This is a genomic window from Eisenbergiella massiliensis (genome assembly GCF_003435485.1).
This window is the reverse complement of the sequence record NZ_QVLV01000019.1, coordinates 44,728-66,861: the sequence shown is the minus strand read 5'-3', so window position 1 is coordinate 66,861 and position 22,134 is coordinate 44,728. Positions and strand designations below refer to the sequence as shown.

The 22,134-nt window shown below is 45.5% G+C and carries 29 protein-coding genes; all 29 read right to left on the bottom strand.

Annotated features, from left to right (window positions below):
* Window positions 1-113: 113 nt before the first annotated feature.
* Window positions 114-722, bottom strand: coding sequence for a nucleoside/nucleotide kinase family protein (locus DXC51_RS21570; protein ID WP_117545397.1), 609 nt, complete (start codon window positions 720-722; stop codon window positions 114-116).
* A gap of 49 nt (window positions 723-771) precedes the next feature.
* Window positions 772-1,548 carry a nitroreductase family protein gene (locus DXC51_RS21565; protein ID WP_117545396.1) on the bottom strand — a complete coding sequence of 259 codons (777 nt, stop codon included), beginning with the start codon at window positions 1,546-1,548 and terminating at the stop codon, window positions 772-774.
* Window positions 1,545-2,195 (bottom strand): GNAT family N-acetyltransferase, encoded by a 651-nt coding sequence (locus tag DXC51_RS21560; RefSeq protein ID WP_117545395.1) that lies wholly within the window; start codon window positions 2,193-2,195, stop codon window positions 1,545-1,547. Before DXC51_RS21560 ends, DXC51_RS21565 begins: the two co-directional genes overlap by 4 nt.
* A gap of 144 nt (window positions 2,196-2,339) precedes the next feature.
* Window positions 2,340-3,323, bottom strand: a complete 984-nt coding sequence (locus DXC51_RS21555) for a DUF4003 family protein (protein ID WP_117545394.1) — start codon at window positions 3,321-3,323, stop codon at window positions 2,340-2,342.
* Window positions 3,324-3,407: 84 nt separating this feature from the next.
* Window positions 3,408-3,938, bottom strand: a complete 531-nt coding sequence (locus DXC51_RS21550; protein ID WP_117545393.1) for a dihydrofolate reductase family protein — start codon at window positions 3,936-3,938, stop codon at window positions 3,408-3,410.
* A 262-nt stretch (window positions 3,939-4,200) separates the two neighbouring features.
* Window positions 4,201-4,677, bottom strand: coding sequence for a GNAT family N-acetyltransferase (locus tag DXC51_RS21545; RefSeq protein WP_320919853.1), 477 nt, complete (start codon window positions 4,675-4,677; stop codon window positions 4,201-4,203).
* Between the two features lie 268 nt (window positions 4,678-4,945).
* On the bottom strand, window positions 4,946-5,269 hold the full coding sequence (locus DXC51_RS21540) for a hypothetical protein (protein ID WP_025490529.1): 324 nt from the start codon (window positions 5,267-5,269) through the stop codon (window positions 4,946-4,948).
* 55 nt (window positions 5,270-5,324) lie between these two features.
* A complete protein-coding gene (locus DXC51_RS21535; RefSeq protein WP_021635486.1) occupies window positions 5,325-5,657 on the bottom strand; it encodes a MazG-like family protein in 333 nt (110 codons plus the stop codon).
* Between the two features lie 60 nt (window positions 5,658-5,717).
* A complete protein-coding gene (locus DXC51_RS21530; protein ID WP_117545392.1) occupies window positions 5,718-6,317 on the bottom strand; it encodes a DUF3795 domain-containing protein in 600 nt (199 codons plus the stop codon).
* Between the two features lie 33 nt (window positions 6,318-6,350).
* Window positions 6,351-6,686: a nucleoside triphosphate pyrophosphohydrolase family protein gene (locus tag DXC51_RS21525; RefSeq protein WP_025490527.1), complete on the bottom strand. Its 336-nt coding sequence runs from the start codon at window positions 6,684-6,686 to the stop codon at window positions 6,351-6,353.
* Between the two features lie 76 nt (window positions 6,687-6,762).
* On the bottom strand, window positions 6,763-7,194 hold the full coding sequence (locus DXC51_RS21520; protein WP_117545391.1) for an N-acetyltransferase: 432 nt from the start codon (window positions 7,192-7,194) through the stop codon (window positions 6,763-6,765).
* A 47-nt stretch (window positions 7,195-7,241) separates the two neighbouring features.
* Complete coding sequence (locus DXC51_RS21515) at window positions 7,242-7,817, bottom strand: DUF6434 domain-containing protein (RefSeq protein ID WP_117545390.1); 576 nt, start codon at window positions 7,815-7,817, stop codon at window positions 7,242-7,244.
* Window positions 7,818-7,896: 79 nt separating this feature from the next.
* On the bottom strand, window positions 7,897-8,397 hold the full coding sequence (locus DXC51_RS21510) for a GNAT family N-acetyltransferase (RefSeq protein WP_117545389.1): 501 nt from the start codon (window positions 8,395-8,397) through the stop codon (window positions 7,897-7,899).
* A gap of 27 nt (window positions 8,398-8,424) precedes the next feature.
* Complete coding sequence (locus tag DXC51_RS21505; RefSeq protein ID WP_181970160.1) at window positions 8,425-9,429, bottom strand: GNAT family N-acetyltransferase; 1,005 nt, start codon at window positions 9,427-9,429, stop codon at window positions 8,425-8,427.
* The gene (locus DXC51_RS21500) at window positions 9,419-10,288 is read right to left on the bottom strand and encodes an aminoglycoside 6-adenylyltransferase (RefSeq protein WP_117545387.1); all 870 of its coding nucleotides are present in this window, start codon (window positions 10,286-10,288) and stop codon (window positions 9,419-9,421) included. Before DXC51_RS21500 ends, DXC51_RS21505 begins: the two co-directional genes overlap by 11 nt.
* Window positions 10,289-10,340: 52 nt before the next feature.
* Window positions 10,341-10,703 (bottom strand): hypothetical protein, encoded by a 363-nt coding sequence (locus DXC51_RS21495; protein ID WP_147332389.1) that lies wholly within the window; start codon window positions 10,701-10,703, stop codon window positions 10,341-10,343.
* Window positions 10,700-11,035, bottom strand: coding sequence for a TIGR04076 family protein (locus DXC51_RS21490; protein ID WP_117545385.1), 336 nt, complete (start codon window positions 11,033-11,035; stop codon window positions 10,700-10,702). Before DXC51_RS21490 ends, DXC51_RS21495 begins: the two co-directional genes overlap by 4 nt.
* 61 nt (window positions 11,036-11,096) lie before the next feature.
* On the bottom strand, window positions 11,097-11,516 hold the full coding sequence (locus DXC51_RS21485; RefSeq protein ID WP_117545384.1) for a DUF3592 domain-containing protein: 420 nt from the start codon (window positions 11,514-11,516) through the stop codon (window positions 11,097-11,099).
* Between the two features lie 52 nt (window positions 11,517-11,568).
* The gene (locus tag DXC51_RS21480; protein WP_181970159.1) at window positions 11,569-11,985 is read right to left on the bottom strand and encodes a PH domain-containing protein; all 417 of its coding nucleotides are present in this window, start codon (window positions 11,983-11,985) and stop codon (window positions 11,569-11,571) included.
* A 253-nt stretch (window positions 11,986-12,238) separates the two neighbouring features.
* Window positions 12,239-12,415 (bottom strand): hypothetical protein, encoded by a 177-nt coding sequence (locus DXC51_RS29640; RefSeq protein WP_180998355.1) that lies wholly within the window; start codon window positions 12,413-12,415, stop codon window positions 12,239-12,241.
* A gap of 239 nt (window positions 12,416-12,654) precedes the next feature.
* Complete coding sequence (locus tag DXC51_RS21475; RefSeq protein WP_243003247.1) at window positions 12,655-13,710, bottom strand: protein kinase family protein; 1,056 nt, start codon at window positions 13,708-13,710, stop codon at window positions 12,655-12,657.
* 352 nt (window positions 13,711-14,062) lie between these two features.
* On the bottom strand, window positions 14,063-14,581 hold the full coding sequence (locus DXC51_RS21470) for a GNAT family N-acetyltransferase (RefSeq protein WP_117545382.1): 519 nt from the start codon (window positions 14,579-14,581) through the stop codon (window positions 14,063-14,065).
* Between the two features lie 77 nt (window positions 14,582-14,658).
* The gene (locus DXC51_RS21465; protein ID WP_025490516.1) at window positions 14,659-15,114 is read right to left on the bottom strand and encodes an HIT family protein; all 456 of its coding nucleotides are present in this window, start codon (window positions 15,112-15,114) and stop codon (window positions 14,659-14,661) included.
* 426 nt (window positions 15,115-15,540) lie between these two features.
* Entirely contained in the window at window positions 15,541-16,614 is a 1,074-nt protein-coding gene (prfA, locus tag DXC51_RS21460) for a peptide chain release factor 1 (RefSeq protein ID WP_021635469.1), read from the bottom strand.
* Window positions 16,615-16,671: 57 nt separating this feature from the next.
* Window positions 16,672-17,523 carry a peptide chain release factor N(5)-glutamine methyltransferase gene (gene prmC / locus DXC51_RS21455; protein ID WP_021635468.1) on the bottom strand — a complete coding sequence of 284 codons (852 nt, stop codon included), beginning with the start codon at window positions 17,521-17,523 and terminating at the stop codon, window positions 16,672-16,674.
* Window positions 17,520-18,593 carry a DUF1385 domain-containing protein gene (locus tag DXC51_RS21450; RefSeq protein ID WP_021635467.1) on the bottom strand — a complete coding sequence of 358 codons (1,074 nt, stop codon included), beginning with the start codon at window positions 18,591-18,593 and terminating at the stop codon, window positions 17,520-17,522. The genes prmC and DXC51_RS21450 overlap by 4 nt, the downstream gene beginning before the upstream one ends.
* 132 nt (window positions 18,594-18,725) lie before the next feature.
* Complete coding sequence (rpmE, locus tag DXC51_RS21445) at window positions 18,726-18,932, bottom strand: 50S ribosomal protein L31 (protein WP_025490513.1); 207 nt, start codon at window positions 18,930-18,932, stop codon at window positions 18,726-18,728.
* Between the two features lie 194 nt (window positions 18,933-19,126).
* Window positions 19,127-21,043, bottom strand: a complete 1,917-nt coding sequence (gene rho, locus DXC51_RS21440; RefSeq protein WP_117545432.1) for a transcription termination factor Rho — start codon at window positions 21,041-21,043, stop codon at window positions 19,127-19,129.
* 434 nt (window positions 21,044-21,477) lie between these two features.
* The gene (locus DXC51_RS21435) at window positions 21,478-22,125 is read right to left on the bottom strand and encodes a DUF305 domain-containing protein (protein WP_181970158.1); all 648 of its coding nucleotides are present in this window, start codon (window positions 22,123-22,125) and stop codon (window positions 21,478-21,480) included.
* Window positions 22,126-22,134 lie beyond the last annotated feature (9 nt).

The window sequence follows — 22,134 nt, the reverse complement described above, 5'->3', positions numbered from 1 at the left end:
CTGCTGCGACTGTTTCTATTATACTATTATTTCCCGTATTTTTCTATGGATTACACAGTAAAAGAAAAAACTGCCAGCCCCGGAAAAAACTCCCGGGAATGGCAGCTTCTTTATTATAATTCAAACAGGTTGCATACCGTCCGGAACATTTCATCAATTCCAATGCTTCCGTCCGTTACCAGGCAGGCATACCCTCTCTGCTTTGCATCCGCATGCACCGTTTCCGCAAAAAGCGCGTCTCTCTCCATCCAGTTTTCAAAAGCCTTTTTCTTATCTGTACAGCCCTCTAAAATATAGGGAACCCAGGGCCTCTGGCTGTAAAAATGGTACTGGAAATCCTTCACCGGGACAATATTGATATAATGCTTTTTGTCCACTCCCACAGCAGAAACTAGCTCCGGCAAAAATGCCGCTCCTTCCGTTATGATTTTCTTTTTCTCCGGAAAAGTGCTTAAAGCTTCCCATATATATGTAAAAATCTCTCTGTAGATTTCCAGCTCCTCCTCCGTCTGTAACCGGGGGCTGCGCATCCAGGTTTCCTCCGGGGACATCTGCATGGCCCTTGCAGAAAGCGGCTTCCCATCCTCCTGTGCCTTTTTCATATACTGTTCCAGATAATCGTCCACCTTAAAGTAGTTAAAATCATACTTTTCGGCAATCATTTCCGCTATGGTGCTCTTGCCGCTGCAAGGAGAGCCTCCGATAATATATAATCCTTCCATATACCTCTTTCCCTTCCGGAAAATCAGACCACCGCCGTTTCCGTTTAAATCAGATGATTTTTATCTCCGCTTTTTTCCTGGCAGGCAGGTAACGGTAATTCTGACGGTCGGGATAGCCTGCCAGCAGCGTCCCGTATACTTCATAGCCCTCCGGAATTTCCAGGACCATGCGGCATTCCGGAATGAGATTCAGGAAACGGGTAAGATAGCCGCCCCAGCAGGTGCCGATTCCCTCAGCCTGGAGCAACAGCTCTGCTGTAGTCAGGGCTATTGCCGTATCCTGAGCCGGATTTATGGAATTTCTCCGGCATATTCCGATGATAATAACCGCATTTTCTCCCATTACCGGATTATTCCCATTGGCATATTCCGATATCAGTTCCATGGAAACCTGATTTTCCTTACAATATTCCAGAATCCAGTCCATAATGCACTGCCTGATTTCCTTACTCTCCAGAATTATCCACCGGACCGGATGCTCATTCTTGGCGCTGGGCGCATTCTCCGCCGCATCCAGCGCAGCCCGCAGGATATCCCCGGGAACTTTTTTCTTTAAAAACCTGCGGTAGGAACGGCGCTGATATATCAGCTGTTTTACCGTTGTACTGCAGTCCTCCGGCAGAGGCTGGGTCTTTTCCGCCACAGCGGGCCGGGAATCATAAGTTATTGCATCCGCCGGGCAAATCGCCGCGCAATGCATACAGGCAATACACTTTTTCCCGGTATTTTCCGCCTTTCCCTCCTGGTTCAGCCGCAGTACCGTAAATGGGCATACCCGGGTACACTGCCCGCAGCCCGTACATTTTGACGAGTCTATAAAAATCATGCTTCATCCCCATCTTTCTGCTTGGTCCCGGCATCATAATCCCACTGTCCGGGCAGCCTCAGCTTTTCCATGTAAGGAAAACCTTTATCAAACGCTTCCGTTTCCTCTTCGGTCAGGCTCTCAAATACCTCCGCTTCAAAAAACCTTCCCGGCATGCTGCGCAGGCCTCCGGGCACCAGCTCAATTCCCATAAATGCATCAAAATTTTTACCTTCCGCGGTGGTAATCCCATAATGATCACAGGTCTGAAAACCAAATTTAGGATAATAGCCCGGTTCCCCAAAAATCACAATTCCCGGATATCCTTCCTCCCTGGCAAGCTGCATTGTCGTATTCAAAAGCAGGCCGCCAATCCCCATATTCTGCATTGCCGGATCAACGCAAAGCGGCCCGAAGCAAAGCACCTCATTACTGCTCCCCTCCGCGCCCTCGATCCTGGCTGCGGAATACATTATGGTTCCCACAATTTTGCCGTCTGACACGGCAACCCTGCTCAGTTCCGGGATATACGCCTTGTCAGAACGCAGCCGGTGGACAAGATAATGCTCATTGCAGCCCGGAAAATGCAGATTCCAAAATGCTTTTTTAGTCATATATTCCGTCTCCCAGTACTCTTCCGGGAGCTCCTGTCTGATAATAATTTCCATACACTTTCTCTTTTCTTTTTTATTTCCGCGATCAACGAGCCAAGGTGATGCACTCGTACATCCCTTTGATGGCTGCCGCGAGAGTCAAATACCGCCGTTCACGACGTTTCAAATTTGATGTCCCATTACTTGGAGGAATTTGACTTATGAGGAGGAATTGGAGGCGGCGGCTGCCGTGGAGGCCGCGACGGCTGCGCACATGGCTGCCTGCTGTGCCACAATCATGGAAATCGTCCCGTTGATCGCAGCGGTCTCCAGGCTGCCTGTCTTTACATACTCTCCCTGTACCAGCATTCCCGTATACATCAGCCGCTGTTTTCTCCCGATGCTCCAGTTGCCCAGTCCCTTCTGCTTTGCCAGAAAATCATCCGTATCCGTCATTTCCGTCACGATTTCCATCAAATCGCTTTCCGACAGTGCCAGCACACCAAGCGTCGGCAGCTCATAATCCGTTCCGTATTTGTATCCCCGTTCCTTCAGCCGGTCATAGAGCAGCAGCGTCCGGCTGCATTTTTCTTCCGCCCTTCCGTCTCCCAGCGCAAGAACATGACTCAACGACTGAACCGCATTTCCTGAAAAAAACTGCGGCTTCAAAATCTCATAGCACCTCTGCGCTTCCGATAGCAATGTACTGTCATCCCTCTCCGACAGTGAAAGCAGCGCGGCAAAGGAGCTGTCCTCCGAGGAGGTAAGCAGCGGATGCTCTGATTTCATTTCCTTATATAACGCGCGGGTTCGTTTTACAATACGTTCATAGTCAAAAGGCTCGGCCATCTGCGCAATTACCATCGCCGTCAGAGGCAGATAAGCAGAACCGAAAAACTCCTCCTTCAGCATCCCATATACCTTCAGCGCATTCGAAATCGTACTTTCCGGATTCCCTGATACCGCCATCAGGGATGCGATTGGCAGTCTGGCAGTGCTTCGGAAATTGGAAAACATGCCCGTATGCTGCCTGAGCAGCTCTGTACATGCCTTCAGCTGCCCGCCGTCCGCCTCCTTGCCGTTCATAGTGAAAATCGCCGCGCAAAGAGGATACATATAGGTGCTTTCCCAGCTGAATTCCTTCCTGATTACTTCTTTATTTTTTATGAATTGTCTGCATCTGTTTTCTGTACTTTCCTTCATTTCCTCTCCTTTATGCACGCCGGAGCATATGCATGCCAGGCATGCAGAAAAATGCCATGCCTGCAGAAAAATGCCGCCGGGCGGTTACTGTTTTTCATAAATAAGTTCTGTCATCCCGCCATACCGCTCTGTCCCTGTCAGCTTCAGCTTCCTTTGCCGGCCTCCGCCTCCAAATAAACGGATACCATCACCCAGCAGCACAGGCAGCACGGTAATCCTGTACTGATCTACCAGGTCCGCTTCCACGAACTGCTTCACCAAATCAGCGCCTCCGCAGAGCCAGATATCCTTCCCTTTCTGTTCTCTCAGCCGTCGGACGAGCTCTTCAGGTCCTTTATCTGTAAAATGTATTTCCTCCTCATCCTGCTCACTGCGATGTGTGAATACATATGTCTGCATTCCCGCATATGCCCAGTTATCCGACGAAAGCTCCGTCCTTATCTGATGATAGGTGGTATATCCCATCAGGACGGTATCCACTGTCTGAACAAAATCCGGGTAGCTGCTCTCCTCCAGGCTCCCCGTATCATCCTCCTCCATCCAGCCCACACCGCCGTTTTTGTCCGCGATATATCCGTCCAGACTCATTCCAAGATACAAAACTACTTTTCTCATGCTATATTCCTTTTCCGTTATAAATTCTCTTTCTACCCGGCTGTTCCTGCTGCCAGATCATCCAAACTGCTTATTTTGCGTAAAAACGTTCAGCGTATAGCAATGTCAGCATTGACACTCCGCAATGGATAACGTTGCTTTTCAGCCAATCAATCGCTTTCATAATTATTTTTATTGCCCCAAACTAAAATAACGCCTTATTTGTTATCTTCTGACCGCTGGAACAGGGATATACTATACCCGCCTGCACTTAGGCAGTAGGTTAGAGCTTTCGTACTGCAACAATTTCATCACCGCACATTTCTCCATTTTCGATAAAGCCCATAGCGCTATATAACGTTTTCGCTGCGATATTCTCCGGCTCATAGGAAAGCCAAACGCTGTCCGCTGCGCCGCAGGGATACGTTTTCAGATAGTTCAATGCCACATGCATGGCTTTTTTGCCCAAACCCTGTCGCTGATACATCTTGTCTATCATAAAGCGCCAAAGGCAATAATTACTGGCGGCAATCATTGGCTCATCCTCATCACCTACTGTTCCATAGCCAAACATAATAAAACCCACCAAAATATCATCATCATATATACCGAAAGGCAATGCAGTTCCCCCGGCTGTAATAGTGACATAAGCTTCAAGTATGCTTTCTGTATTAGTAGCAACAAAGCCCTTCTGTTCATCAAAAACGCTCAGTTTCACTATCTTCCAAATATTCTCAGAATCTACTTTTCGCAATTCCATAATATATACTCCTTGCAAATTTCCATTTGCCGTTATGCGGCTTATTTGCCGAAGGCGCATGAACGCCTTACCAATTGTTGCATTCTATGATTTCAATACGATTCTGTCGAATATAAAAATATCTTTTCAAAACTTCTCGCAAGCTATTATTTTATTTGGGCACCAATCGGGCACCATTTTACTGTCTTGTTCACATGTCTATATTGCGGAAAATCCTGTAATCATGCGCAATTCCGGTATAATTGACAGCTAAAACATACTGAAAACATCACTGTTTTTTATCGGCCTTTTTCCCATAACAAATCACAAGCGCAATCACATTAAATAATATCGTCCCCAGAAGAAGATTCAGAGCCCCTGACACTACCGCCTCCGAGGTATCAGAAAGTGCTGACCAGTCCTTAATTTTGACCAGATGATCACTGTAGCATATCTGAAAAAACAGGGACAAGGCACAGGCACACATACTCGCTCCATATAAAACCGGCTGGTTTCTGTTTCCCGTCTTTTTATATCGGACAATAATAATTACCGGTATTACAAGCGCTGTCAGGCCCAGAAGCAGGCTTCCCACGTTTAACCAGCTATACATACACATTCCTCCTCTTTTTCAGCAGCTATCATTATCATGATACTGTTTCTTACTGTCAGACTCCCCGTCTTTTCAGATCCATATCCTCATCTGCCCTGGCTGCCTTATGCGCCTCTTCCAAATCAATGCCGTAGCAGTCGGCAATCCGGATAAGCTGTCCCAGAATATCTGCAAGTTCATTTCCGATATTTTCTTTCAGATTCTCCGGCTTTTTCCCCTGATAGGAGTAATAGTTTTCCTGCAGCATAATACATTTGGACAAATCGCCCATCTGTTTGGTCAATTCTATCATAGCGCCGTTTATTCCCCATGGCTTTCCCTCAACCTTTTCAAATCTGTGATAAATATCCCTGTAAAGCTGAATTGCCTCCTGAAATGTCATTCCCATAATTTTCCCCTTTCACATTCACTTTTTTATTTATATATTATTGTAAATATGCTCCTTCAATTACTCCTGCTTTTTCTTAGCAGGCTTCTTATTCAGCTTCAGAACAATTCCCGTTTCCTGGGCAATTGCCTGAAAACATCCGACCGCTGCCGCTGCCTTTTCCTTCAGTGTTATCTCCTGTACCGTTTCTTTCGCCGTTTCCTGCTTTCCTCCCCCTGACGTTTCACGTACAATCTGCTCCATCGCATTCCTGAGATCCTGCAGTTCCAACAGGTACACTGCCAGCATGTAAAAGGTTTTCCTGCGTCCATCGTTATAGTTATCCAGCAACTCCTGCAAAATTGCCGCCTTTTCTTCCAGTTCCGCCTGATAGGCTTCCATCCCACCGCTTTTTGCCCGTTCCATATCCCTGCGCATATTTCTGTGAGGCAGAAAGGAATCATACTCCATCACACTGTCATATTTTTCACAGGGATACTCACCGCACTGAAAACAATATTCCGGACAGCCGTGTTCCCTGCCGCAGCGGAATATGGCGCAGGACTGGTTTCCCTCTCCGCCGCCGCAGCCGGGGCAATACTTATTCAGGTGCATGGGGCACAGCGCGCAATTTAATCCGCAGAGGGAAAACAACGGGTACTCTCTCTGATAATTTTTCATCTTTTTTCTCCTGGTAAAAATCTGCGCTTCCGGTTACAAATCGTTCCTGTCCCTTTCCATTGAATCCTGAACAGAAAAGCCTTCGGGATATCTTTTCTTCAGCTTCTTGATATTTCCCTGCAGGACCTCTTCAAGGCTGACATCCAAAGCGGTGGCGGTTTCCGCCAGATACCATGCAATATCCCCCAGTTCCTTTATTAAGTGCTCCCGGTCCAGTTCATGTCCCTGCGCCAGATGCTTTTTCACAATATCAATCGCTTCCCCGGCTTCACCGCACAGTCCCATTACGCCATTAATGAGTATATCCTTTTTCTCAAGAGAGGGATTCAATGTGGTCATTGCAAGCCTCTGATATTCATTCGGTGTCATTTTATTCTCCCCTTCCCAGCTCTGTCGGCATGAAGTATTTCTTTTCCTTCCCACCTATCGTCTGAATCAACTTTATTCAAAGTACTTTCTTTTTCCACTCCATTAAATATTCCTGTTCGCCGGTCTCTATATCAGTCTGTTCCCCTGCTATATGAAATCCTTCCTTCTCATAAAACCGCACGGCACGTTCATTTTTAAGATATACATGCAGGGAAAGGCTGTCGCGATTCTGCTTGGCGCACTGAAGCAAATGCTTGCCGATACCGCGTCCCCGATTATTTTCCCCGACAAAAATCCCTGCAATATAATCCTCCTGCAGCCCCAGAAAACCAAGGATTCCATCTTCACTGTCAAAAACATAAATCTCCCCTTCGGGCATCATTTTTCTGACTTCGCTGTAATGTGATTTCCAATATGTTTTCTCTATAAAACCATGTGCCTGTATGTTGGACTGCAGCCATAGCTGCATAATCTGTTCCAAATCTTCATTTCTGAACTTTCTAATCATATTCTCCTCTTCCCTTTTACTTCCCCGCCGTAATCAGAGCCAGGCGGTTAAAGCACAAGAGCCTCCAAATCCGCTTGTTCATAACGGTTATGTCCCGGCATGCTCTTTTTATAATTCCAGCACTTAATGGCTTCTTTCAGCGTTTTTCCCTGATTTTCAGCAAAAAAATCACGAATATAGGTATTATATTCAAACTGGCTGTCAATCTTTGTCCCGCCCTTCTTCTTTTCCTCCCGGATTTGATAATAGGCGTCAACTGCCTGGCCGTAGGTCTTTCCCGTATTCGCTTTCAGCCATTTCTGGAAAGCAACATTAAAAGAAAAGCCTTTTCCTATTTTTTCCTCAAAAAAAGCTCTATGCTTCTGGGAACAGACAAAATCAGGCTCAATCGGAGTATCATCGGTAATAAATCCAACCCCGCTTTTTTTCCTGGCAACTGGTTTTTCCGCAATAATCTCTCCGCCATCTAAATAACTGGCAATACGCTCCGTCAGCTCCTTTTTTCCGCCTGAAACGGGAAGCCCCTCCGCCCTGCAAAACGTCGTCAGTTCTTCCTTTAAATAATAATAGCTGCGAAATATTTTACTGTCCAAATCTTTTTGTAAATCAGGCCTGTCACTCAAAATGCTTTCTCCTGTTGTTTTCTCTCATTCATATTTTTTTGTCATTCATAGATTTCTTCTATTCATAATTTCCTGTTATTTATAGTTTCCCGCCATTCACAAATTCCTCAGGAAGGATCATCTCATCCTTCATCGGGACAAAGCCGAATTTTGTATATAAAGGCCTTCCCATTGAGGTGGCTTCCAGTGAAATATGCTCTACTCCTCTTGTCAGCGCCTCTTTCACAAGCAAATCAAGAACCGCTGAGGCTATCCCGCGGCGTCTGTAATCCGGGTGCGTATACATATTCATAATGTATGCTTTGTTGCCCGACGGATTGTGAAAGGTGGGCATCACCCGATAAAAACTGATACCTCCGGCCCCGACAAACAGCTCAGCGTCAAAAACCAGATAGGTCGCATGGCTGCCGTCCCTGAGGGCTTTTTCATAGTAATCCCTGGATTCTTTTTCAACGGCAGACATATCCACGGAAAGTTCCAGCCCATTAGCTGCCCGCAGTACCTGGATTCTCGTTGCTGTCAGCATTGCGATATCTTTTTCTGCGGCTTTTATAAAATCAAATTCCGACTGTATATCCATTGTACCTCCCACGTAGGCAATTCCAACCTATAAATAATCTGCCAAATACGCATCGTTCCATAGCTGTACCTCTATATAGCTTCCAGGATTATGAAAAAGACCAGGCAGGTCAAAAATAAATTCGCCAACGCTTTTTTCCGAATCATTAATCATACGAAAAAACTGTTTTTTATTCCAGACAGTCCCTTCCGTCATTCCCATACTCCTCAAATGCATACTGTCCCTGGGCGTAAAACTGACCTCCATATCATCTATATGGCTAAGCGGAATACTGATTTTATCCTGATTTCCAAAAAAGCTCTGAAAACCGCTGTGCTCCCCTAATACAAAATATATGGGATGCATCGTTTTGGGCCTTCCGCCTCCTTCAAGGAAACGGTTATACAGCCATTTTTCAGTTGCCGCTCTCTTCTGGTAATACCGTTCAAAATAATCGCCGTACCGATCATTCCTTGAAGTTGTAGCAGCTGAAAGTCTCTCCGCCAAAAGAAACGCTTCTTTTTCAGGAAGACGCATTATATTCCGTAACGGCAGTCCACCACTTTCCCTATAATTGGTAATCACTAACCCATCCACCGTTAAATCTGCCATTGCTTTCTTGCGCAGATAATCTGTTTTTAAAAGAGCAAACCATATAATATCTGTTTTTTCACCATCACTGCCGAAAGACTGGGCCTGCCGCAGCTGTCCTTCCAATTGATACCCACATTTCAGCATCACTGCGACAGCTTTTTTATTTTTACCATTGCAGTGAGCCTCAACTCTGTTTATATCAGTCTTTTCAAACAGATAATCCGTCAGGGTTTTGAGCGCCTCCTGCATATATTTCTTATTCTGCCAGACTTCATCCAGTGCAAACTGTAATGTTATTTTATTTATTTCCGGCTCATATTGCGCTTTAAAATGGCCAATTATTTTTCTGCATTCTTTTAATAAGATTGTCCATATAAATGTTTCCAGACCGCTACACTTTTCATCCGGCCTGAGAATTAGCCTGCATGATGTAATTTCTTCTGCCCCGCTAAGATTCATATATTTCCCTCGCATCTGCAGGCAGTTTTCTCACATGCTCCAGATATGCTCTGCAATTATCCGCCTCCGCCGCATCAAAATGGAAGTTCATTTTCTCAGCCAGTTCTTCCTCTGTCTGCCTGAATAGATCGCACATAATAAAAACTGCATCCCAAACAGCCTCTGTTTCTGCCTGGGAATAAGTTAACAGATACCTTTTATAGGTTTCCTCCGGCAAATACCGTTTCATATATTTTGCCGACTTTCCCACGCTGACGGAAAAATTGTTATCCCTGCCGATTTTCCATTCCAGAATTCTGGTAAGCATCGGCCGGATATACAGATGAATCATATCCATTACATAGGGAAGTTCCTCCCTCCAAAGTCCCTTCGCCACGTTATCCAGACACCACCAGAACTCATTACAGGTAAAATAAAACTGCTCTTCCGTCGGCTTTTTCACCCAATAAATCTCATCCGAGGCCGGCTTTGCTTCCGGCAGGATACCATCCTTATCTACCAGTATACGATAGATTTCAAGGCTGCTCTGTACCGCCTTCATGGTACTGACATGCAGATCCAGCCTGTTTCCATCCGTAAACTGCATCAGCCAGCCATAACAGTTTTCCACATCAGAACTGAAATATATGCTATCTTCCGGATATTGCATAAACAACCGTTCCCCGAATCTGTCAATCCATTGCCTGTCCTCACGAAAGGATTTAGTCTCGTTTACAACATATACCACATCGTAATCCTGAAAAATATCCTTGGGAACGTTAGGGTTAACGCGGGATCCTTCCAAATACGCCGCCCTGACACGCGGATCCTCTTCTGCAGTTTTTATAATCAAATCAAGCATTTCTTTTTCTGAACGCATTTTTCCTCCTCACCTTTTCCACATTAAATTTATACTGTTTTGGAATATTAAATTATATGATATTTACATAATAATTTTCCGGCCGCTCTCTTTCCTCTCCCCGAAAAAACGCCGCCATTTCACTCTCACACATTGCTACCGATTGATTGATATATTCTTCCATCAGCTCCAATTTATAAATTTCAAGCTCCTCCACCTTAGCTTCCGATGCATATTGAATATCATCTTTCAGGGCACAAAGAAAATTTTCAAGAAGCTCTCCCTTTACTTCATTAATTTCTTCAATCGATATGTTGCGTATGTTATAACGCAGGTTGTATTTTTTCCCCAGCAGATAATTCAGCCTCTGATAATCCCGATATCCTGCCTTATAACGGTCTTTTTTTATTTCCGGCCAGTCTGCCATACACATCATTCTTCCTCCGGAACCGCCTCCAGCAAAAAAATCACCGGACGCACACCATCAGTGCAGCATTCTATTGTCTTATTTTCATGCTTATACCAGTATTCCTTCCCGGCTTCCCTGGGCGCACGATCGATTGCCCTGCGGGAAATAGCTGCGTATAAGTCCACCCATGCCCAGGGACAGAAGCCTTCCGGCATGACTGCCTCCTCTCCGGATTTATAAAGAAATGTATCCCCTTCCTTCAGAATCGGACACGGACCAACCGCCCTTCCTTCGCTCAGATATTCATCTGCAATATCCTCATAAAATTCTGTCTTTAATACTTTAATACGCACATCCATCCCTTTATCCCCCTGCTTTTCCTTTTTCCCCTGCTTCCACCAAATTTCTCTACTATTACAGTCAAAATGCTCCGGTTACCATAAAAACGATGCCCAATACAAGAAAAATCCCGCCGATTCCCATGAAAATACCGCAAAGCAGCTTCATCATTTTTGTATCGCGTTCGCACCAGAATTTTTCCGGTTTTTCCGGATCATAATGCAATTCCGTTTCTTCTCCTGTCTGATACCGGCAGGGGCTGCTTCCAAAAGTCGATACCACCCGCTGCATTCTGCCTCCGGCATAGTATTCAAATACGGGATAATAATATGTGCTGCCACCACTGTCTCTTCTGCATTTCACATCCACTACCCGCGCCGTGGTAACCATCGAGGCGGTCTTTCGCCTCCTGCCAAACACTTTCATCAAAAAAATCCCAATCAGCAGGAACAGTAACCCCATTCCCGCAAAAATCAATGCTCCAACCTGTATTTCCATCATATATGTATCCTCTGCCCTTAATTTTCAGCCTCAGAATAGAAAAGGCCGTTCATTACTGTACTCCCGGTACACTGCACACCCGTATCGCGGGATTCCTCATTTTCAATTCAGCTACCAACGCCGTTTTATCCTTCACCGATATCACCATTTCCTGTCTTTTCCCCTTGATAAAAAGACGATCCAAAGAAGCGGCACTGGAAGAAATCGGGCAATAGGAACCTTTGATTTCCACAATGTCAGCAATCCGCATGGAATCCTTTCCAAAACCGAAAAACAGCTTCAGGTTTTCTTCCTCAATTACCACATAGTTACGCACAACGATTGGTATAAAAATAATATCGCACAGAGCCAGCGAAAATAATAATATGGGCACATTATCAGGGTCAAAAAGCAGTTCGTATATACATACCGCATTTACCGCAATGATAATCAGCCAGAACCATGCGGCTACTTTTCCTTTAAATTTCATGCTTCCTCCATTATCTTGCCATATATCGCAGTTCATCCTTTTTCTGTCCTTACTGCAGCTGTCCATAAAAAAATTCTCCGCGGTATGATACCGCATTGATGTCTGTTGCACAAAGATTTCAGAATACTCAGAAAAAAGTGCGTAACAGAACAGTATCCGCTATTTATTCAGTATATCAAATATTTCCTGGCAATACTATGAAGTTTTTCTTATATTAAGGGGTGAAATAGAATTTATGTAGAGAACAGGCCAGTTATCTGCCTGTCCTGTTTTTTGCTTCATGCATGGGATACCCGTTTCCCTGGGCATCTGTTGAAGGCGTATTTTCATGGCTGTTTTTATCATGGCTTGGGCCATGCCCCACCACGCCTGCCTCATAAACGCCGTCCGGTATGGTTGAAATACGTTTATCGTCCTTTGCTTTTTTCATGGAGACCTCCTGACTTTTTTCTGCTGTTATTGTCCCCGTTTTCTATAAAAAATAAGCTTCTGACGATGTTTATCACTAAAAATCTCATCTGTAGTAAACTTCCATATCAAAAAAACGTTTCTCTTTCAGAACTTTGCAGGCATAATAACATCTATGTAACAGCATCTGTAAAATGAGTATCAGGATAAAAAATAAACGGTTTTTCTTCATAGAATTTTATCCTGGCCGGATTCCAATGCCTAAATATCTGTATCAGAATCCACTGCCTTTTCCCATACCAAATGAAATTCCCGGATAGTTCTATATCTGCTGTTTCTCTCGGCGCTGACTGCTTTTCCTGCCGCTTCATAGCATGCAGTATTCAATTCCCATTTTCCACGGTCACAAGGGGAAAAAGCATTTTTCATGTATCGCTCCGCAATGTCTGAGCTGCTGAATTCACCAAAGAAATCAAATAGCAAAGCTCCCAGCGTAAATACATTGGTTTTTTCATCAAGCTTTGCTCCTAAAATATATTCCTCCGGTGACTTGAGCCTTTTTGTTCCAAAAAGTTTTTCTCCCATATTGTTATAGGCCGGCATTTTTCTAAAAAAGTCGATATCGCATATCATTGTTTGATCAGTATTAAAGTCATACATAATACTGCCGTCATAAAAATCAACGGCAACATAACCTTTTTCGGCAGTTTTTTCAAGAAAGGAGAACAGAACCTCAGCGCACTGCAGCTTCTTTCTGGCTGAAAGTGTATGGAACCTGTCGCTGGGCCTTATCAGCTGCTTATTCTGTGTATATTTCTCAAAATTCCAGAAATCAAAGAGGCATTCCCCTTCCACCCAATCAAATACTGCCACATATAAATTCTCATGTGGAAAATGTTCTATGAGGTGTATAAGATTTGGATGTGCAAGCTCCTGGTATAAGCCTGCCGCATTCTTTAAAACTCTTATGGATTCATCTGGTGGAACTTCTGCATAAATAGTATCCGCACCTGCTATTTTCAGGAAATATCTCTGACTCCCTTTCTGCATACCTATACAAAGGCATCCCGATCCTGTTGCGTCAATCACCCTGAAGGCTGTTCCATAAGACCTCAGCCAGCTAAAATCACACCAAGTTTTCAATCGGAAGGTAATTCCATCAAGTTCAATTTGTTCCATTTTTCCCCTCTCTATTCCATCTATCTGTTCATATCTCTTTTGTGAACCATTCATTATAACGAGCAGAAGATGATGTTCTTTGAGTATTTCCTTGTTCTCCTCTTTACTCTTAGTGGGAGCTTCACCTTCCAGATACAAAGCACAGGGTAATTCCCGGCAATATTCGCAGTGTTTATAACCCTTTTAATTTACACAACAACAGCTAATTTTTTATCCATAGCAAACTCCTTTTTAGTCGGATGAAATATATGGGAAATTGTTATTTGTTTTTTGTAACTGTGTGGAGTTGATCTTTATTTTATATTTTAGTATAGAATTCTTAATTTCTGCAGTAGATATCTTTAATGTTTCATAACTATTCAAAATCTTTGAAAAGTGGGAATGAAAAAACCGGGAATATCCCAGAAAGCTCCATAGCTGCATGTAGATTGAAAACGCAGATACGATGGCTTTTCAGGATAGTCCCGGGCCGGCTGAATCGATCAAAAAGTCAATCAAGATGAAGTTTATAAAATTTTGCCGGGAAGGTTTCACTCCCGTCAAAACGGCTGTATTCTCCATAATGGTCAAAATGCATACCGCATTTTTCCATGACTCTTCCTGACGCCGGGTTTGCCACCGCATGATTTGCGCCGAAGTCATGTATATCAAATTCTTGGTATGCAAAGTCAATCATAGCTTTTGCCGCCTCCGTGGCATAGCCCTGGTTCCAGCAGTCAGAACAGAGGTTGTAGCCAATTTCCCACTGTGTATTGTCTTCCGCCGGTCCTATGCCGCCGCTGCCGATTAACCGGTTATTTTCTTTGCACACAAAGCCAAATTCATATTGTTTTTCGTTTTTTTCCACGGTTTCCAGCCATCTGCGTACGTCTTCTGTTTTCGTATAAAGGGCGTAAGGCATGAAACGGTTTACCAGCGGGTCCGAGCACCAGATAAAAACTTCTTCCGCATCTGCGGCTGTGAGCGGCCTGAGGATGAGTCTGGGTGTTTGCAGGATGTACTGTTGCATAATCGGGAGCCTTTCAGTGGTGTCTTATTGAAGATGGTTTTCTGATATTATTATGTATGAGATTATTGTTTATGAGATTATTCTGCCTGTAACAGTTTTTCCAGTTCGGTATTCAGCTTCTGTTTCATTTCCTGTAGTTCGCTGTCTGAAGGGAGGTATTTGTCGGCATACATTTCTTCTTTGGGAAGCTTCCATACAGGGCCGGGAACAGGAGTATCCCCTTTTCTCCTCGGAAAAAAGTGCCAGTGCATATGGATATTGTCTCCCTGTCCCAGCAGTTCATAGTTCATTTTTTCAGGCTGGAACGCGCGGAAGGCAGCTTCAGCAGCCAGCGACATTTCGTGGAGAAAGAGGTCACGGAAGGGCTGTTCCAGCTGATGCAGTTCTGTGGCGTGGGTTTTGCAGAGAAAGAGTGTGTAGCCTTTAAAACGTTGGTAGTCTCCCAGGACAACATAACCGGTCTGGAGTTCTTTTACAAAATATTTGTTGTTTCCTTTCAGAGTTTTTTGAATTCGATCGCATACTCCGCACATGGGGTTCTCCTTTGTTGATGGGATTTTTTTAGTGATTTTGGGGATGGATTGGAATGTTAGGGAATTAATGTCCTGGGGCCGTCTTGTTTGTCTGATAGGGGTTAACTCTTTTCCATTTGTTTTATTCTACGATTTCATGGCAATTCTGTCAAATCTATAGTTTGTAAAATCTATAGTTTATAAAAAGTTGGTTTGTAATGTTGGGCAGGGGTGAGAATGCTGCGCATTCTCACCCCTGTATGGGCGGACAGATGGTGAAGGGGAAGGGTGATGGAAGGAGGACGCCTGCGAGTAATCCCTGCGGGATTTCTCGCGCTTCGCTGCGCGAAGCTTTGTAAAAAGCCATAAGGCCCCGTTGCTCTGCAAGCAGGCAGCGGGGCCTTATGGCTTTTTACGGCGTCGGGCTGGGTATCGGGGATGTGAGGGTTATTGGGTGTTCATCTTTAGGAGCTTCGCCGCCTGGTCGGCTGCGATCAAACTATCCAACAATTCATCAATATCCCCATTCATAATATCATCAATCTTATAAAGCGTCAGCTTTATCCTATGGTCCGTAACCCTTCCCTGGGGGAAGTTGTAGGTCCTTATTTTTTCTGATCTGTCCCCTGTTCCAATCTGGCTTCTTCTCAGTTCCGCTTCTGCATCGTGTGCTTTCTGCTGTTCAATGTCATACAGCTTGGCACGGAGCAGTGCGAATGCTTTTGCTTTGTTCTGAAGCTGTGATTTCTCTGTCTGGCTGTATACAACGATTCCTGTGGGGTAGTGGGTCAGTCGTACGGCGGAGTCTGTGGTGTTGACGCACTGGCCGCCGTTTCCGGAGGCGCGCATTACGTCGATTCGTATGTCTTTATCGTCAATGACAACGTCCACATCTTCTACTTCGGGCATTACAGCCACGGTTATGGTGGAGGTGTGGATGCGGCCGCCGGATTCGGTTTCCGGGACGCGTTGTACGCGGTGTACGCCGCTTTCGTATTTAAGTTTGGAGTAGGCTCCTTTTCCGTTGATCATGAAGCTGACTTCCTTCATGCCGCCGATTCCGATTTCGTCAACTCCTACGGTTTCCACCTTCCAACGGTTCCGTTCCGCGTATTTTACGTAAAGGCGGTACATTTCGGCGGCAAAAAGCGCTGCCTCATCTCCGCCGGCGCCGGCGCGGATTTCTACAATAACGTTTTTATCATCATTGGGGTCTTTGGGGAGCAGAAGGATCTTCAGTTCCTGTTCCAGCTCCTGTATGCGTTTTTTTGCTTCGCTGTGTTCTTCTTTGAGCAGTTCGCGCATTTCTTCATCGGATTCGGATTCCAGCATAAAGAGGCTGTCCTCCGCATCCTGTTTTGCTTTCTTATATTCTCTGTAGCTTTCCACAATAGGAGTCAAATCACTTTGTTCCTTCATCAAAGCCCTGAACCGGTCCTGGTTGGCCGTTACGGTAGGCTCATTCAGTTCGTTCATGATTTCCTCATATCGCCGAAGCAGGTCTTCCAGCCTGTCAAACATTTTTATACCATTCCTTCCTGATAATCAGCCGCATATCGGGCGGCTTTTCTTATACAATTACTGTGGCAGGGTGTCCGTCCCATACCAAAATCCGGATACCACCCGGTCCAGTCCGGCAAAATCCTTTGTCACCTGTACCTCATGAAACCCGGCCTCTTCCATCATTTTTTTTACGGCAGCTCCCTGATCAAAGCCGATCTCAAAATAAAGACCGCCGCCCCGCATCAGATGCTCAGTGCCGTCCTCAAGTATCCTTCTGTAAAAAACAAGTCCGTCTTCTTTTCCGTCCAGTGCCGTCAGCGGTTCATGCAGCCTGACCTCTTCCATCAGTCCATCAATGACGGCAGTTGGAATGTAAGGCGGATTGGATACGATAAAATCATATTTTCCATCAATATTTTCAAAAAGATTCCCTTCCACAAACCGGGCCTGTATTCCCAGCCGGTCCGCATTTTGCCGGGCAACGGCAAGCGCTTCCTTGGAAATATCGGCCCCGGTCCCCTGGCAGTCATTGGAATAATGGAGCAGGCTCAGTAAAATACAGCCTGATCCGGTACACATGTCAAGTATTCTGCTGCCGTCCGTCAGCTGCCGTAATACTTCTTCCACCAGGATTTCCGTATCCTGTCTGGGAATGAGCACATGCTCGTTTACCAGAAAGGTAAGCCCCATAAATTCCTGTTCGCCGGTAATGTGCTGGAGAGGGATGTGCCGGGCGCGCCTGGATATCCAGTCGTTATAAGCGCTCTCCTCTTCATGGGACACCTGTCTGTCCCCGTGAACCAGCAGCGTATTCCTGTCCGTATGGCATATTGTTTCCAGGAGCAGTCTGGCATCCAGATCAGCTTCTTCAATTCCGGCCGCCTTCAGGCTCTGCCGGCCCCATTCATAGCATTCCCTGTAGTTCATTGCAGTGCCGGCTCCCCGGTTTTGGTTTCTTTCCCATCAGAAGCGTCACCCGCCCCGTCCTCATCCTCATCCTCATCGAAATCCTCCGGCTGTTCATCCTCCATCAGCCATGACTCATCCACTTCATACCCGAATTCCTCCTTCAGATATGCCTTCCAGTCAAAAACCGCATTTACAGAGGCAATCGCCACTTCAATCATACTTTCATCCGGTTCTCTGGTGGTCAGTTTCTGAAGCCACATTCCGGGTTTTGAAATCAGATTGATGATTACATTGTCATTTCTTCCCGCAAGGCGGATTACTTCATAGGAAATCCCGGCAATTACAGGAATCAGAAGAATCCTGACCACAAGCCTGAGCGCAGGGTTCTCCACCCGGATGAACATGAAAAGGATAATGCTTATCAGCATGACAAACAAAAGAAAACTTGTTCCGCACCTTTTATGGAGCCTGGAGCTTCTCATTGCATCCTTGACGGTAAGAGGACGCCCCTTTTCCAGGCAGTTAATGCATTTGTGCTCCGCTCCATGGTACTGGTAAACCCTTCTGATATCCTTCATGGAAGCGATAATGGCCACATATGCCAGGAAAATGGCAAGACGCACCACGCCTTCCAGAATGGCGAGAAGAGAAGCATTCCTGACATAGGAATGAAACAGCAGGCTGATTCCATAGGGAAGTGCGATAAAAATCGCCACCGCCAGAACAATGGAGAAGGCTACCGTAAATCCCATGAATACCTTTTCCGCATTTCCTTTGGTTACTTTGTTCAGCAGCTTGTCCGTTTTGGTCTCTTCCGCTTCATCATCTTCGTAAAAGCTGGCGGAATAGGTCAGAGTCTGCATTCCCAGCACAAGGGAATCTATAAAATTAAAAACCCCTCTGACAAACGGCAGCTTTGTAAGCTTGCTGCCGGCCAGGGCTCCTGCATATTTTTCTTTCTTGACTTCGATGTTTCCATCCGGCTTTCTGACTGCTACGGCGTATTCATCTTTATTTTTCATCATGACGCCTTCCAGAACGGCCTGGCCGCCGATGCCGGAATAGTGTCCGCAGTTCTTTTTACTCATATTAATTCCTCCCTTACGGGTTGTGTTGGATTTGGTGCGGGACAGTAACTGTGAGGGATACTGAACAGTTACGCGGTATATATATGAAAAAGAAGGTTGAGATTAAATAACCTCAACCTTTTTTCGCAGCTCTTATTTGTTTTCCACGCCGTACTTTCTGTTGAACTTGTCAATACGTCCACGAGCCTGAGCAGCCTTCTGCTGGCCTGTGTAGAATGAATGGCACTTGGAGCATACTTCCACGTGAAGTTCCGGTTTGGTAGAACCTGTTACGAATGTGTTTCCGCAGTTGCAGGTTACTGTTGCCTGGTAATATCCAGGATGGATTCCTTCTTTCATGATTTCACCTCTTCTATTTATTGTGTTCCCTTATTGTTATTTCGTTCTCATCCACTTGCCTTTCGGCCGCCGGATACAGATTAACCTGTAAACAGCTTTTTAATTGTAGCATAGCTTTTCTGTCAATGCAAGTAAAAATAAGCAAAAAGCAGCAAAAAAACAGCAATATTTCTGCCTGACAGTAATTCCGGATATCAGATAAACTTCATTTTTTTCACTAGATTTACAAAATCGGCATTATTTCTTGTACGTGCGAACATATCAAGAATCTTATCCACAGCTTCTTCCGGCTTCAGGCTGTTAAGCGCTTTGCGCAGAATACCGATGGCTTCCAGTTCTTCCGGGGTAAGCAGCAGATCTTCTCTTCTGGTGCCTGATTTTGGAATATCGATGGCAGGAAATACTCTTCTTTCGGAAAGCTTTCTGTCCAGCACGATTTCCATATTGCCGGTTCCCTTGAATTCCTCATAAATAACGTCGTCCATTTTACTTCCGGTATCCACAAGCGCCGTAGCCAGTATGGTCAGGCTTCCGCCCCCGCGCATGTTCCTGGCCGCGCCGAAGAACCGTTTCGGCATATGCAGGGCTGCCGGATCAAGACCGCCGGAAAGAGTTCTTCCGCTGGGCGGGATTACAAGGTTATAGGCTCTGGTCAGACGGGTGATGCTGTCCAGAAGGATCATGACATCTTTCTTATGCTCTACCAGACGCTTCGCCCGTTCGATTACCATTTCGGAGACTCTTTTGTGATGCTCAGGCAGCTCATCAAATGTGGAATAAATAACCTCCACATTCGGTCCTTCAATTGCTTCCCTGAAATCCGTAACTTCCTCAGGCCGTTCATCAATCAGAAGGATGATCAGGTGCATGTCCGGATTATTTACTTTTACGGACTGCGCAACCTGCTTGAGCAGCGTTGTCTTACCAGCTTTAGGCGGAGATACGATCATACCTCTCTGCCCTTTTCCCACAGGGCTCATCAGATCCATGATCCTCATGGCCGTTGAAGAGCGTGACAGCTCCAGGCGGACTCTTTCCTCCGGGAAAATAGGCGTCATGTCCTCAAAATTACATCTTCTCGCCGCCACATCCGGAGAATATCCATTGATGGATTTCACATAAAGAAGCGCGCTGAATTTTTCATTCTGGGTTTTGATTCTTGTATTGCCTTCTACGATATCGCCCGTCTTCAGATTAAATCTGCGAATCTGGCTGGGCGCCACATAAACATCGTTTTCTCCGGGAAGATAATTGGCGCAGCGGATAAATCCGTAGCCGTCCGGCATTACTTCCAGAATACCATGCGCCGCAACTCCGCTGTCCAGCTCTGATGGGAACTTGTCGTCATCATTAACATTCTGAACCGGCATCGGATTATCCTGCTGGCTGCTTTCCGCGCGTTCCGTATTATAGCTTCTGTTCTGGGGAACGCTGCGTTCTCCGTTATAGGTGCGTTCACCCTGCTGTGATCCCGCGGTATTCTGACGATTATCGTTATTATTCGTAATAATGGTTCTTGTACTCCGCTGCTCCTGGTTTCCGTAGTTCCTGCGGCTGCCATTCTCGTTCTGTGTATTCCGGCGCATCGGTTTCCTGTCCGTCCCGCGCTCCGCCGGTCTGTTCTGGGAAGCAGTCTGGGACTGATTCGCCTGCTGTGATTGTGAGGCGCTCTGCGGCTGCGTTACCGCCTGGGACTGTGCCGCGCTCTGTGCCTGGGTTGCATTCTGCACTTGAGGTGCCGCCTGCTGTACATTCTGCACCCTTGCCTGTCCTGCCGTTTCCGCAGGCGCTGCCTCTTCTTCTTTTTCCGCTGGCGATTTCACTTCAGAAGGCTTCTCTGCCGTCCTTTTCTCCGGGGCAGTCTTTTCCAAAGGCTTTTCAGACACACTCCGGCTCCGGCTCTTTTTCGGCGCAGCCGCAGCCTTGTCTGCAGCGTCTCCCTTTTCTTCCGTCCTGACCGGCGTGCCGGGCCTTCCTTCCGCTTCCTCATCAAGGGCCACCATTGCCTCAATAATATCCGCTTTCTTCATTCCGGAAGTGCCCTTGATTCCTCTTGACTTGGCAATTTCCTTAAGATCTGCCAATGCCAGGGACTGATACTTTTCTCTCATGCTCATGAATTTCCTCCGTGCTTATAGTACAAAATGTTTCAAAATTAAATACGATGAATCTGGTTCAATACAACCCGCTAATAAACAGGATGACTTCCTGCTGATTCTTCTGTCTGTTATTCATTTCTTTCTTTTATTGGGAAATAAATTAATGACACCTGGCTGACCTGCCGCTTATCGTAGGTATGAAAAGCCAGCTCTCCACGTCTGTTCAATGGCGCCATCCGGCAGCCGGACATGTGACGTCAACAAGATATGTATTGGGATACGATACTCTAAAAAGTAAACTTTATGTGTCCACATTATACACCACATTCAAAAAAATAGGAAGCTTTTTTTTCAAAAAGCTTCCAGGATGCGTATTTTACTTGATATTTTATCAATTTTGAATAAGTTTAAAACGTATATAAGATAACGTTTAATATTATTCTCCGTCAATGCCAGTGCGTGTTTCCGCTGCCGTTTTTCCCATCCAGAAAGTCCTGCATCTGGGAAATTTCCTGCCCCTGCAGCTCAATTACACTATTTGCATAATCCGTTACCGAATCATTGTCTGAATATTTTATGATGGTCTCAGCCATATCCACGGCCATCTGATGGTGCATCACCATGCCTTCTGCAAAAGCCGTATCCAAATCCTGTGTATCGGAGGAGCCATGACCTGAATGATGTCCTTCCATCATTTCATCATATTCCTTAAGATAGGCTTCCTCTTTCGTCCCATCGGTCTGGTAACCGCTTTTTATATCTTCCATCATATTCTTCATCTGCTCGATTTCCGAAGTCTGGGCCATGATAATATCCTCTGCCAGTTTCCTGAAATGAGCATCCTCAGGAGCATACTTCAGATACTCCTCCGACATTTCTATGGCGGATTCATGATGGGGAATCATGCCGGTCAGAAAGGCCAGTGAGGAACTTCCTGTCTTTTCCTTAAGCTCCATATCCTTCAGCATCTGATCCATGATTTTATCCTGCGCTTTCAGATAGGAGTCCACCCCGGAACTGCTTTTTTGGCAGCCGGGCAGAATAAACATTGCGGTCAATATGATTAAAAATACCTTGCAGGTTTTGTTTTTCATTTCTGTCTC

Excerpts from the sequence above, each read along its gene's own strand:
- DXC51_RS21550 (WP_117545393.1), bottom strand. The coding sequence starts at position 3,938 with ATGAGAAAAGTAGTTTTGTATCTTGGAATGAGTCTGGACGGATATATC.
- DXC51_RS21535 (WP_021635486.1), bottom strand. The coding sequence starts at position 5,657 with ATGGGAATGACATTTCAGGAGGCAATTCAGCTTTACAGGGATATTTAT.
- DXC51_RS21525 (WP_025490527.1), bottom strand. The coding sequence starts at position 6,686 with ATGACACCGAATGAATATCAGAGGCTTGCAATGACCACATTGAATCCC.
- DXC51_RS21470 (WP_117545382.1), bottom strand. The coding sequence starts at position 14,581 with ATGCAACAGTACATCCTGCAAACACCCAGACTCATCCTCAGGCCGCTC.
- DXC51_RS21555 (WP_117545394.1), bottom strand. The coding sequence starts at position 3,323 with ATGAAGGAAAGTACAGAAAACAGATGCAGACAATTCATAAAAAATAAA.
- rpmE (WP_025490513.1), bottom strand. The coding sequence starts at position 18,932 with ATGAAAGAAGGAATCCATCCTGGATATTACCAGGCAACAGTAACCTGC.
- DXC51_RS21465 (WP_025490516.1), bottom strand. The coding sequence starts at position 15,114 with ATGTGCGGAGTATGCGATCGAATTCAAAAAACTCTGAAAGGAAACAAC.
- prfA (WP_021635469.1), bottom strand. The coding sequence starts at position 16,614 with ATGTTTGACAGGCTGGAAGACCTGCTTCGGCGATATGAGGAAATCATG.
- DXC51_RS21480 (WP_181970159.1), bottom strand. The coding sequence starts at position 11,985 with ATGAAATTTAAAGGAAAAGTAGCCGCATGGTTCTGGCTGATTATCATT.
- DXC51_RS21435 (WP_181970158.1), bottom strand. The coding sequence starts at position 22,125 with ATGAAAAACAAAACCTGCAAGGTATTTTTAATCATATTGACCGCAATG.
- DXC51_RS21450 (WP_021635467.1), bottom strand. The coding sequence starts at position 18,593 with ATGAGTAAAAAGAACTGCGGACACTATTCCGGCATCGGCGGCCAGGCC.
- DXC51_RS21490 (WP_117545385.1), bottom strand. The coding sequence starts at position 11,035 with ATGGATGTGCGTATTAAAGTATTAAAGACAGAATTTTATGAGGATATT.
- rho (WP_117545432.1), bottom strand. The coding sequence starts at position 21,043 with ATGAGAGAAAAGTATCAGTCCCTGGCATTGGCAGATCTTAAGGAAATT.
- DXC51_RS21500 (WP_117545387.1), bottom strand. The coding sequence starts at position 10,288 with ATGCGTTCAGAAAAAGAAATGCTTGATTTGATTATAAAAACTGCAGAA.
- prmC (WP_021635468.1), bottom strand. The coding sequence starts at position 17,523 with ATGAACTACAGGGAATGCTATGAATGGGGCCGGCAGAGCCTGAAGGCG.
- DXC51_RS21505 (WP_181970160.1), bottom strand. The coding sequence starts at position 9,429 with ATGAATCTTAGCGGGGCAGAAGAAATTACATCATGCAGGCTAATTCTC.
- DXC51_RS21565 (WP_117545396.1), bottom strand. The coding sequence starts at position 1,548 with ATGATTTTTATAGACTCGTCAAAATGTACGGGCTGCGGGCAGTGTACC.
- DXC51_RS21545 (WP_320919853.1), bottom strand. The coding sequence starts at position 4,677 with ATGGAATTGCGAAAAGTAGATTCTGAGAATATTTGGAAGATAGTGAAA.
- DXC51_RS21510 (WP_117545389.1), bottom strand. The coding sequence starts at position 8,397 with ATGGATATACAGTCGGAATTTGATTTTATAAAAGCCGCAGAAAAAGAT.
- DXC51_RS21520 (WP_117545391.1), bottom strand. The coding sequence starts at position 7,194 with ATGATTAGAAAGTTCAGAAATGAAGATTTGGAACAGATTATGCAGCTA.
- DXC51_RS21530 (WP_117545392.1), bottom strand. The coding sequence starts at position 6,317 with ATGAAAAATTATCAGAGAGAGTACCCGTTGTTTTCCCTCTGCGGATTA.
- DXC51_RS29640 (WP_180998355.1), bottom strand. The coding sequence starts at position 12,415 with ATGAAAAAAGCAAAGGACGATAAACGTATTTCAACCATACCGGACGGC.
- DXC51_RS21495 (WP_147332389.1), bottom strand. The coding sequence starts at position 10,703 with ATGATGTGTATGGCAGACTGGCCGGAAATAAAAAAAGACCGTTATAAG.
- DXC51_RS21485 (WP_117545384.1), bottom strand. The coding sequence starts at position 11,516 with ATGATGGAAATACAGGTTGGAGCATTGATTTTTGCGGGAATGGGGTTA.
- DXC51_RS21570 (WP_117545397.1), bottom strand. The coding sequence starts at position 722 with ATGGAAGGATTATATATTATCGGAGGCTCTCCTTGCAGCGGCAAGAGC.
- DXC51_RS21560 (WP_117545395.1), bottom strand. The coding sequence starts at position 2,195 with ATGGAAATTATTATCAGACAGGAGCTCCCGGAAGAGTACTGGGAGACG.
- DXC51_RS21540 (WP_025490529.1), bottom strand. The coding sequence starts at position 5,269 with ATGTATAGCTGGTTAAACGTGGGAAGCCTGCTTCTGGGCCTGACAGCG.